The 11,025-nt window shown below is 58.4% G+C and carries 9 protein-coding genes and 1 pseudogene; 1 reads left to right on the forward strand and 9 read right to left on the reverse strand.

Annotated elements, in window-relative coordinates; all coding sequences use genetic code 11:
- Positions 1–457: 457 nt before the first annotated feature.
- Positions 458–660, forward strand: a pseudogene (locus tag ABEA30_RS03325) (IS3 family transposase); the annotation flags it as partial.
- A gap of 47 nt (positions 661–707) precedes the next feature.
- Here ABEA30_RS03325 and ABEA30_RS03330 read toward each other — a convergent pair.
- The 9 genes from ABEA30_RS03330 to ABEA30_RS03370 all read right to left on the reverse strand — a co-directional run bounded on the left by ABEA30_RS03330 (position 708) and on the right by ABEA30_RS03370 (position 10,919).
- Entirely contained in the window at positions 708–1,901 is a 1,194-nt protein-coding gene (locus tag ABEA30_RS03330) for a hypothetical protein (protein ID WP_345578967.1), read from the reverse strand.
- Between the two features lie 178 nt (positions 1,902–2,079).
- Positions 2,080–3,234, reverse strand: a complete 1,155-nt coding sequence (locus ABEA30_RS03335; RefSeq protein ID WP_345578970.1) for a lipopolysaccharide biosynthesis protein — start codon at positions 3,232–3,234, stop codon at positions 2,080–2,082.
- A 38-nt stretch (positions 3,235–3,272) separates the two neighbouring features.
- Positions 3,273–4,313, reverse strand: coding sequence for a glycosyltransferase family protein (locus tag ABEA30_RS03340; RefSeq protein ID WP_345578973.1), 1,041 nt, complete (start codon positions 4,311–4,313; stop codon positions 3,273–3,275).
- A gap of 101 nt (positions 4,314–4,414) precedes the next feature.
- Entirely contained in the window at positions 4,415–5,593 is a 1,179-nt protein-coding gene (locus tag ABEA30_RS03345) for a glycosyltransferase family 4 protein (RefSeq protein ID WP_345578975.1), read from the reverse strand.
- Complete coding sequence (locus ABEA30_RS03350; RefSeq protein WP_345578978.1) at positions 5,590–6,654, reverse strand: glycosyltransferase; 1,065 nt, start codon at positions 6,652–6,654, stop codon at positions 5,590–5,592. The genes ABEA30_RS03345 and ABEA30_RS03350 overlap by 4 nt, the downstream gene beginning before the upstream one ends.
- 7 nt (positions 6,655–6,661) lie before the next feature.
- Entirely contained in the window at positions 6,662–7,843 is a 1,182-nt protein-coding gene (wecB, locus tag ABEA30_RS03355) for a non-hydrolyzing UDP-N-acetylglucosamine 2-epimerase (protein WP_345578981.1), read from the reverse strand.
- Position 7,844: 1 nt separating this feature from the next.
- Complete coding sequence (locus ABEA30_RS03360; protein ID WP_345578984.1) at positions 7,845–8,966, reverse strand: polysaccharide biosynthesis C-terminal domain-containing protein; 1,122 nt, start codon at positions 8,964–8,966, stop codon at positions 7,845–7,847.
- Position 8,967: 1 nt separating this feature from the next.
- Positions 8,968–10,014: a polysaccharide biosynthesis protein gene (locus tag ABEA30_RS03365; RefSeq protein ID WP_345578987.1), complete on the reverse strand. Its 1,047-nt coding sequence runs from the start codon at positions 10,012–10,014 to the stop codon at positions 8,968–8,970.
- 161 nt (positions 10,015–10,175) lie between these two features.
- A complete protein-coding gene (locus tag ABEA30_RS03370; RefSeq protein WP_345578990.1) occupies positions 10,176–10,919 on the reverse strand; it encodes a CpsD/CapB family tyrosine-protein kinase in 744 nt (247 codons plus the stop codon).
- Between the last annotated feature and the right edge of the window lie 106 nt (positions 10,920–11,025).

Consider the following 11,025-nt stretch of genomic DNA (forward strand, 5'->3'; position numbering starts at 1 on the left):
TCGACCCCCTTCACCCCGCCGACACGCCCGCCATCGGATCCCCGCTCACCCCACGCTCAGGTACGAAGAGCCTTCAAACCCCACCTACACCCTGCATTGTGAAGAGCCGACAAAGCTGCAACACCAGCTTCGCCCTGATCTTTCGTACCATCGAAGAATCTCCTTCCGCCGCGTGCCCTATACACACGGCGGGAGGAGCCTAGAATCCAGCGGCCCCCAACCACGCCACTGCCGGCCCCCAACGAGACGATCACCGCCGCCAGCCAGTGGCCCCCAAACACACGATCAGCGGCCCCCAGCAGCGCTGATATTCAGTAGAATAGGGCATCGTCGAGGTCCTCGAAATCGAGTGGTGTGGTAACCCCGACTATTGAGGGCCTCGACCCCCCTCACCCCACCGACGCGCCCACCCCCGGATCCACGCTCACCCCACCCTCAGGTACGAAGAGCCGGATACTCAGCCATGGAATCCTTCTTCGCGCTGCTGCAGAAGAATGTCCTGGACCGCCGGCGCTGGGCCACCCAACAGGACCTGCGGAGCCAGATCGTGGCCTGGATCGAAGGACCTACCACCGCCGCAGACGACAGGCCCGCCTGGGCCGCTTCACCCCCATCGAGTACGAGACCATCATGACCACACCGGTCCTCCAGGCCGCCTAACCCAACCAGTCACCCAGACGTGCAGCAGCCCCTTGGTGTGACCGGACCTACAGCTGTTGGCGCACCTCCCCAACCGTACGCGTGCTGAGGAATCTCGCCACCGCTAAAACGCCGAACAGCAAAATCACGGGCAGAGCAATGCGCGCGGCGAACGAACTCATGCCCCCCCATACCAGGACAGGGACCGACGCAGCTATGACCACGAGTCCATTACCGTGAAGCCCTTTCAACCCATGAACAAACCTCATGAAGACGGCGACAGCCAAAGCCATCGCAAGTCCCGATAGAATTCCCCAGTGTCCGAGATAATAAAGATGTTCGCCGATGAATGTCGCTGCAACCGAGTGTCCGGCCTCAACAAGTCCCTGACCAAGGTTCTCCACGGTGTACTCAAAACCAAAGCCGTAAGGCTTCGAAGGCCACCAGTCCCGAGGCACGTAGACGAAAAGAACAAAGACGACCTGATCCCAGAAACCGCTGAAATCTACTCCATTCTCCACCGAATGCGCGACGAATCCACTGGCTAGACGGTAAGGGCCGAAGGCCGAATCATTAAGCACCACGTCCAAACCTGCATACTCGACGCTAAAGAGATCCCTCGACGCTAAAAAGAACACCCCGAGCGGAGGCAGAAAAGCAAATAGCAGCCTGCTTGGTAGGCGCCCACTTGCGTAGGTGTAGTACAGCAGAACGACCAATAGCCATCCCACAAGAACTGTCCTCCCAAAGCCCCCCCAACCCAACAACGCATAGGTGGTGAACACGGAGGCGAAGATGATTAGCGCTCGCACATTTCCAGCCCAGGAACGCGATCCGAGAGACATGGCGAAGAGCATTGAATAGATCGCAAATACCCCCGCGACAAGTTCGGGTCTCACGAACGAGGCAACCATAATCCCCACGCTCATCCAGAAGAAAAGCACGAATGCCCCCTGGACAGGCTGCACCTGTTGCTCGTGAAGCAGACCCCTCGTCCAATAAAGGAAGAAGATCCCCACAAACGCCGACAAGTAGAATAGTTCGAACCCGGTGTCGTACACGTACGAGTTCGCGATTGCAGGAAAGTATATGAATGTCGAGAGTCCCACAAGGAACATCATGTGCACCGGATTCCTGGGACTGACCGACAGAACCAGATGACTGAAGACTAGCAGCGACCAACCGACATCTAACCCAAAGGAATCGAGCTGGGACAAGAGAATCCCAAAAAGACCCATGACTGTGAAGAGCACGAGATCCACGACTGTGAGACTCCGCTGCGGGTTCCCATGAGCCAGCGACACGACTAGACCCCCACCGGCTGTTGCTGGACCGACGTCTGACCTTTGACCAACCACAAGACCCTACAGGCCACCACCGCGACCGAATCCATCATCCTCAGGACCAGCAAGTCCGCTGGTAACCTCGGCCTAGACCACATCACGGATGCCTCAAGATGAGCATCAGCGCAGCCGCGAACAGTACTAGCAGCACAATCTGCCCCAACAAAGCAGCCAGCGCCAGGCCAAGGGCCCCATAGACACCTACCATCGGAATCACTGCCAGAAGCTGGATGAGCACGGCACATGCTAACGCGGCTGCGCACAATCTCTCCCGTCTGCGAGCCTGAAGAACCATCTGTGCTACCTGAGAGCAGGTACTTAAAGACGCTGCAAGCGCAAGGATCTGCAGCACGCCAATAGACGGAGTATAAGAATTGCCGAGGACGAAAGGCACCAACACCGGTGCTGATCCCGCGATCACAACGGCCATAACCCCAGAGGCCACCGGAATCCAGACTACGGTTCGAAGGCGTCGCCAAACATCGTGGCGATCTTGTGCTTCAGCGAGCACAGGGCTGAGGAGCGTTGTAAAGGAACTAGTCGCGAGCGCAATAGGTGTAGTCCAGCGCGAAACGGCCCCGTAGGCCCCGGCGACACTCTGCCCACCGATAAAGGTGCCAAGAATGACGTCCATTCCTTGAACCGATATTGTGACCGAGGAGAGCCCATAGTAACGACTGCCGCGCCAAACAGTCCTCCAACCAACCTCGCGAAAGTCTGCCCTGAGGTCGGGACATGCCCGTCCGGACAACACAAGAAGGAGCGCGGCGCTGGCAAGGTAGCTCACACCAAAAGCAACCTGCTCTCGAATTCCTAGGGCGAATATACAGACGAAGAAGACGCTTGCGAGGGCGATGCGTTCCAAGAGCATACTGATGCTGAGCTTATAGCTCTGTCGCGAAGCCACCAGCCACATCAGGGCGGTCTGTGAGACGACAGAACTGAATAGCAGAACACCGGACAGAAGCGTGACCGACGGGATGACACCGAGAATTCCCATAACAATGAGCGATGAGGAACTGATGGCTCCTACTGCAATCTTCCCGGCGCTTCGACTGGACACTTCTTTGTGAGATAGGCGACCGGACGCGTACTCTCGAACCCAAAAGGCACCGGCTCCAAAGTCAATCAAACCCGATCCCACGGCTCCAATGGAGATGGCAATCGCGACCGCTCCGAAATCGTCGACGCCAATCATTTTCGCCAAGGCGGCCAACAACACGACCATGATGACTTGGCTGACCGCCCTCACGGCGAATAGCACAAGGGCAGGGCGTGCGAGAGAGCTGGTCATAGCCACGCGGGCCGGGTCGAATGGATTCTATTCAAACAAGGGTCAGTTAAGCCCTCAGGCCCGATCAGTTGTACCGGCGGCGGACACGGACGGCTGAGGGCTCGAGCGAGTTCTAGAGACAGAGCTTCATGGTCCAGCGAAACGCCAGCCGACCCGCCTGCTTGTTGGTTGAATCTCCGAAAGGTGACTGAGCCCGCTACAACCGTTCGGACTCCAAGGGCGGCCGCCTTTACCGCGGTGGAATTTGGAGCGTGCGTGGAGTAGGCCATCACAACACAATCGACAGCAGCCAACATAACATTCATCTCCCTATTCGTGAGATGTTCATTCATGGAAACGTGCTCCAGGCCGGTCTCTTGCAAAGCCGCTTCCACCTCGGTGCGAATCTGATTGTCAGCCCACGGGCCAAGCAGTGCTAACGCCACCCGCTGCGTCGTGAGCCTAGATGCGGCCGACAGCGCTCTGACCACGAGCGGGATGTTCTTTCGCGCGTCGAGACTGCCGACCACCCCGAACCAGAAGACGGAGCCTGGCATCTCGAGTCTGAGGCGCATGGCCCGGCCCGCGGCGAGTAGCTCGCCGACCTCGCCGTCAAGCACCAGAGGATCAATAACCGTCCTCGAAGAAGGAAGTTCACCCTGTGCTCTCAGCCATAGGAGGCCGACACCCGGCCTCATGTCGGACATCCGCATGACAACGCGCTTTGCCAGATTCAGGGCGAACCGCGAACTGAATTCTGCAGGCTGCCAACGTGGATCGTTCATCATCACAAGACGAACGAAAGGCCAACTACTTGCCATTCCGATCTGCATCCTGACCCCATACTTTAGGGCATCGGGCACGACAACAAGGTCACAAGACGCATCCCTCGCAATTCTCTGCAGGGCTCTGACCGAGAGCTGTGACTGTATCAGGCGAACCTCGGCCTCACGCAACACTGGAGCAATATGCTTCGCGAAACGCGCATCCGACACAACTTCCTCACTTGTGGCGAAGACTACTGAAATGTGTCTCTCGGCGGCCTCTTCGAGCAGCAACCTGACATATACTAACCGATGCCCTCCCGCTGATGTCTCAACGATAAGAACTCGACGAGGAGGCCTGGACGCTCCCTTGCACCAATCCCGAAAAACGCTCATCATGACCAGCATTTGGATCGGTTCTGGACAATCCGATGAAACAGGACTAGGTGCTCGCTCGCCATTCTCTCGATCGTGAAGCGCCGCGCTGTGGCGAGTGCCGATTCAGCCATCGCTTGCCGCGTCTCGAGGCTGGAGCCTATAGTTCTATCTAGTGCTTCAGCCAGGAGTTCAACGCTTTCGGACGGGATAATCAGCCCGTTCGCACCATTGGTGATCATCTCTAACGCTGCCCCGCATCGATTGGAAGAGACCACTGGTAGAGCCTGTGCCATCGCCTCTCCGACTACCAACCCCCAAACGTCGTATCGTGTGGGCATCGCCAGCACATCAGCCGCTTGATAGTACGCTTGCAGAGATCGACTGTCCCGGAAGTCAACGAACTTGACATTGGTCGCAGAGGTACGATCACTGAGATTCAGGTAGAACTCAGTGGGGGATCCCCCTACGATGTATACTCCAACCTCATTGCCTAGCCTGCCGGCCGCACGGATTAGGAGATCAAAGCCCTTCCGATGGATGTACTGACCCACTGCAAGAACACACAGCCGCTCTTCGATTCCCAGTCGATCGCGCAGTCGTTGTTTCTCCTCTGCATTAGGCGGTCGCTTTGCAAGGTTCCTCTCACTCACCGAGGCGAAGGGATATTGATGAATCGCAGAAGAGGGAACCCCGTAGTGCATGAGGTAGTCTGACGCACCAAGACTCGGACTCAGATAGAAGGAGGCCCCACCGATGAGCACTCTTTTCAGTCGTCCTATGATTGGCGCATCCTGCTTAGGAAACCCTCCGTCAATATTGAGGACATATGGTCGCCCTAACAGGCGAAGAAACCCCACACTGAGCATGCCTGATGGAGTGCCATACCCCCCGATTACGATGACATCAAAGCTCGGATCAAGCAGGTACTTGACGACCCCAGGACAGAGGGCCTTGTCGCTTGCAGTTCGCAATCCGCTGAGGTGGACGGCTTTGAACGTACGGGCATTATCGGCCCGCCATGCCACGTCGCGGTCCGTAGCGATCTTGCGCTCAAATAGTACTGTCAAGTCGCAGAACCTCCCCAACTCATTGAAGAAATCCACGCGATAAGGCGACGCGATGTTCACAGTAAAGAGCACCTTCAAGCGCCTTGATGGGCGACCATCGAAGCTCGGGTCCATGACTCCTTCGTTCACGACGCTGCTCCGAGCACTATCTCGATGAGCTCTGTCCATGAATCATTTACATCGTCCACTCGACTAGAATCTGGATAATGCGGAAGTTCGCCCGTCATGATAGCAGCCATGAGCTCCGCGAGTTGATCAGCAGCAGTTGGCTGAAAGTAGAACGCATTGCGGTAATCACCCAGTGCCTCTCGGGCGTAGGCTAGGTCCGAGGCGATAACAAATGTGCATGCTTGCCTCGCCTCCAGTAGAGGGAGACCGACCGTCTCCACAATTGAGGGGAATATGAGGACTGCGCTCGCGTACTGCTGTTGAACAGCGGGGAGGTCCATCCGTCCGACGTAGCGAATGCAGCCGGAAGTGTTTGCGGCCTCGCGGATGGCGTCCCGTTCAGATATGGTTAAAAGAACCTCGAAGTTCTCTATTCCTGCGCGATTGAGCTGATCCACTGCCGAGTGGATCACAGCGTGGTTCTTGTATTCTAGATCTGATGCGGGATAGAAGAAGCGGCGGCGATTCTTGGGGCTTGCTTCGTAAGGGTCCGCATCGGAAGGTGTGGCGGACGGGCGCACAACCGCTATCTTGCTGGAAGGGAGACTGCAGTGTTTCACAACCGCCTCCTTCATCCAGGTCGCTTGAACAATCACACGATCAGCCTTGTGCAGGTTGCGCCGGATCCGCTGTGAGATCGACTTCTGGTAGAACCACATCCTCAAGGACTTGCGGGGATCAAAGGTGAATCTGGAGAATGGAAGAGACTGATGCAGGTAGACAACTTGTTTGTTGGCAAGTCTGGGCACGACAACGTTTTGGAGAGAGAGCACCACATCTGGGTTTAGAGCTCGAATGACTCTGGGGGCCGTCACGTATTCGAACCATAGCCGATGCGGCAGACTCTTCTTGATCCACGGAAACCGCATCACAGAGATGTTCGATGATGATCGCAGAGCAGGCGTGCTCAACAGGAAGGTCCACTCATTCGCGGCGTCGAGTTCAACGGCCGCATGAAAATCCTTCAAAACCGATAGTGCACCCCCGGAATCAGCAGCGACATTGACAACGGTGATTCTCATTCGATGGTTACTCCGGCGACGATGTTCGACGACCATCGGCATCTCGGAGGAGACCACCCCCATGACGGATCCCTGAGCGCATGTGATGATTGCTCGCCGTTGACCTGATCAAATTTAGCACCCGCCGTGAGGAGTCCAAGACCTGGTAGTCCTTGGGCGTCCGTGAGGCACCGATCGCGTGATGCTGCGTGATCGTGATACGGACCGCGTCGACGACGTCGTTTGCCGACAGTCCAGTCGTGATGATTCCCCCGGTGTCGATGGCCTCCGGCCGCTCAATTGCATCCCTCACTGTCACTGCCGGGAACCCCAACATCGTTGATTCCTCCGAGATCGTGCCTGAATCGGAAAGCACGCAGCGTGCAGATTTCTGGAGACGCACGTAGTCGCGGAAGCCGAGCGGCTTGTGCAAGATGACGTCCCCTCCGGCCTCGAGCCCGTGCTGCTCAATCCTGTTACGGGTGCGGGGGTGGGTTGAGACCAGCATTGGCACCTGCTGATCGGCTGCGACCGCAGCTAGGGAGTCCAATAGTGACGCGAGTCGCTCCGGGGAGTCCACGTTCTCCTCACGGTGGACTGAAGCAACGAGGTACTGGTGCTCCTGCAGGCCCAAGCGCTCCAGGACATCGGAGTCCGCGATTCGCTGCGCGTAGTGGTCGAGGACCTCCCGCATCGGCGATCCCATGTGGATCACGCGAGAAGGGTGCAGCCCCTCGGCCAACAGGTTGCGCCGAGAGTGCTCGGTGTAGACGAGGTTGTAGTCCGCCACGTGGTCCACGAGGTGCCGGTTAATCTCCTCAGGCACGTTCGAGTCAAACGAACGGTTCCCAGCCTCGAGGTGGTAGACCGGCACCTTCATACGTCTCGCCATCAGCGCAGAAATGCAGGAGTTGGTGTCGCCTAGCACCACCATCGCGTCGGGCTTCACTTCGATCAGGACGCGTTCCGTGCCTCGGAGCACGTCTCCGAGGACGGAACCGAGCGAACTGGTGTCGGCCTCGAGGAAATGATCGGGGCGACGCATCTCCAGGTCCTCAAAGAAGATTTCGTTCAATTCATAGTCGTAGTTCTGGCCCGTGTGCACCAAGACATGATCAGTGTGTTCCTCAAAGGCGGCGATGATCCTTGACATACGAATGATCTCGGGGCGTGTCCCAACCACCGTCATGACCTTCAAACGGCCTGCCATCTCAAACCAACTCCTTCACTGTGTCGGGTTGAGCGTCATCATAAAGTTCATTCGCCCAGAACGAGGTGAACAAGGTGTCGTCCCCTGTGTTCGTGATCTTGTGAGGCCACAGCGTGGGCATGTCGATCGACATGGGCAGATCTCCCGTGACGCGGAACTCTTGAACCTCATCAGTGAAGATCTTTCGGACAGCGATGGTGGCCTCGCCCGCCAGCACCGTGAAGCGCTCAATCTTCCTGCGGTGGTAATGATCGCCTCGGCTGATGCCCGGGGCGGTGGTTGAGAAGGACGACTGGCTCTCGCCACCCCGGCAGCGGATGATTTCGAAGAAGGAGCCCCTGGGATCGGAATTCTTCGTCAGCGCGATAGCAGGCCTGACCGAGAACGCGTATGAGCGGTAGGTATTGAAAAGATCCCGCTGGAACGGCTCGCTGACGTCGGGGATCGACCCGGACGAATACGCCTCCGAGAATCGCGTGAGGTGGCCGAGGAGTTCCGAAACGAGAATGTTCTCCTCCAGGGAGGACTGGTGGCTGGTGCTCACTTCCCCAGTGAGGAGATCGGCGGCATTCTGCGCGTGGAGCAACGCGAGTTCCTTATCGTCCACGACCTCTGGCCGGCCACCTTCGGCCAAAATGTGGCAAAAGGTAGACGTGACGGCGTTGTAGAACGGTCTCCCGTGCTCACCGAAGAGATTCGGCAGCTTTACGTCCAAGAACTTGAGGCCGAGATCCCCAGCCACAGCTCCCAGGATGTCCGCTGCGGCCTCTTTGGAGGAACCGTACGCAGAGCCGTTCCCCGCTTGGGTGGAGTTAGCGAAGACCACAACAGGCGGAGGATTCTCTGCTCGCTCCAGAGCTTCAGCCATCTGGCTGGCGAACGTCACGTTGCCGTCCCGAACCTCATCGTCAGAAGCGCGATTCACCCCGGCGATGTGGATGAGGCGCGCCGCTCCATCAAGCGTAGCCACGGCCGTATCCACATCGAACTGAGCTCCCACCGCGACCGGAGTGGACTTCTTGCCGCTGGCGTGAATGGCCGCCCTGGTGTGCCAGCCAAGGAAGCCTCCTCCGCCCGTCATGGCGATGGCGCCCTCGCGGCCCTGATCATCCTGCGTTGGCATCTCAGCGCTCTCCTACGAGCTGTCGGACCTCCGGGAGCCGCATGAGGAGTTCCTTCGTCTCTTCAATGTTGAGTTGATAGGTGTTCGCCGAGGTGTAGTCCTCACTCCGCGAGATCGCCGTTTCGCCCTCGTCGAAGTACAGCTCGTACTGAAGCGAGCGGGCGTCCAGAGGAACACGGAAGTACTCGCCCTCATCGCTCGCCTTCACAATCTCCTCACGGCTGAGGAGCGTTTCGTGCATCTTCTCGCCGTGGCGAATACCGATAACCCGGATGTCCGGATCATCGATCCCAAACAGACTGGCGACTGCGCGGGCCAAGGTCTCAACGGTAGAGGCGGGTGCCTTCTTGATGAACAGATCACCCGGCGCAGCGTTGGTAAACGCGTGGTCTACAAGGTCCACGGAGTCCCCGAGTGACATCAAGAACCGAGTCATGGAAGGCTCGGTCAGGGTCAGTGGCTTGCCATCCTGCAACTGGCGTACGAACAGCGGAATCACAGATCCGCGGGAGTACATCACGTTGCCGTACCTCGTGACCGACACCGCCATGCCTGACTCGGAGAAGTTACGGGCAAAAGCCTGAGCCGTCTTCTCCATCAGCGCCTTGGACATACCCATGGCGTTCACCGGATAGACCGCCTTGTCCGTGCTCAGGCACACCAAGGAACGAACCCCCGCGTTAGAGGCGGCACGGATAACGTTGTGGCTGCCGTTGACGTTGGTCAACACGGCCTGTTGTGGGAAGAACTCGCACGAAGGAACCTGCTTCAGCGCGGCGGCGTGGAAGACATAGTCGACTCCCCTCATCGCCGGAACGATGCTGCTTTCGTCGCGCACGTCTCCAAGGAAGAACCGAACTCGCTCATCGTTGAGCCGACGGCGCATGTCGTCTTGTTTGGCTTCATCGCGGCTGAAGATGTGAATCCGTTCGACGTTGCGTTCCAGAAGGGAACGAGCCATCGTCGACCCGAAGGATCCGGTGCCACCCGTAATCGCGACGACCGATCCTGCGATTGGACGTTGGTTGTTAGTTGCTGCCGCTGTCACTTAAGTTGTCCCCCTCGTGGATGCTTGCGACCTCTATTTGCACGTTCTCAGGAAGGCAGACAGGCCACCGGGTTGGACGACCCCCAAGAACTTGGGCCCGAACCATCATAAGCCCAAGTGCGGCGGGCTTTCCAATCGGGGTCTCGTTGTGACGGCACAGCTCAGACGGACACAGGCTTCTTAGCGGTGTAGTAGTACCCGTACGTGTCTGAGTGAGAAGCGGGCACGTCGTTTAGGACCACGCCCAACAAGGTGGCGTCGGCGGACTCCAGGACGTCCAGGGCCGCGGCGAGTTGCTGGCGTCTGACCGTCCCCGAGCGTGACACCACCACAGCCCCGCCTGCCTCGGCCGCCAAAACAACAGCGTCGGTGACCGGAAGCAGGGGCGGTGCATCGAGGAGCACGTAGTCGTACTGCCGCTCCACGGTCGAGAGGAGGTGGCCCATAGCCTCCGAGCCGAGCAGTTCGGACGGGTTCGGAGGAATCGTCCCCGCAGGGAGAACGGATAAGTAGCCAGGAGCAACATCGATGACGAGGTCTTGAAGTGAACCGCGTCCAGTAAGAACATCAGAGAGGCCCAGTTCGCTGTCCAGCCGCAGCCGCTCGCCCACCTGAGGGCGGCGAAAATCGGCGTCAATCAAGAGGACGCGCTCCCCAGCCAGAGCCAAGACTCGGGCGAGGTTGGTCGCTGTCTCCGTCTTGCCCTCCCCCTCCACAGACGACGTGATGACCATGGAGGAGCGGCGCTCGCCACCGAGGCCGACGAAGCCGATGCTGGTGCGGAGCTTGCGGTAAGACTCAGCGCTGGCCCACTGGACGCCGTCGTTCCCAGCCGCCCGGCCTGCAACAGGCTTATCGTGGTGGCCGATCTCCGCGAGGACGGAGGCATCAGTGATCTGCGCCAGATCCTCAGCGCTGCGGACCCGGGTGTCAAGGACGCGAGTTGACTCATCAGAAACCTCCGCTTGTGCGGGGTCGTTGCCTCGGGTAGAAACCTCCGGTTAGGTGTGT

It is taken from the genome of Tessaracoccus lubricantis, from assembly GCF_039544535.1.
Taxonomy (GTDB): domain Bacteria; phylum Actinomycetota; class Actinomycetes; order Propionibacteriales; family Propionibacteriaceae; genus Arachnia; species Arachnia lubricantis.

What these genes read in the sequence shown, in the direction of transcription:
- ABEA30_RS03350 (WP_345578978.1), bottom strand. Translation starts at nt 6,654, where the DNA reads ATGAGAATCACCGTTGTCAATGTCGCTGCTGATTCCGGGGGTGCACTA.
- wecB (WP_345578981.1), bottom strand. Translation starts at nt 7,843, where the DNA reads ATGGCAGGCCGTTTGAAGGTCATGACGGTGGTTGGGACACGCCCCGAG.
- ABEA30_RS03360 (WP_345578984.1), bottom strand. Translation starts at nt 8,966, where the DNA reads ATGCCAACGCAGGATGATCAGGGCCGCGAGGGCGCCATCGCCATGACG.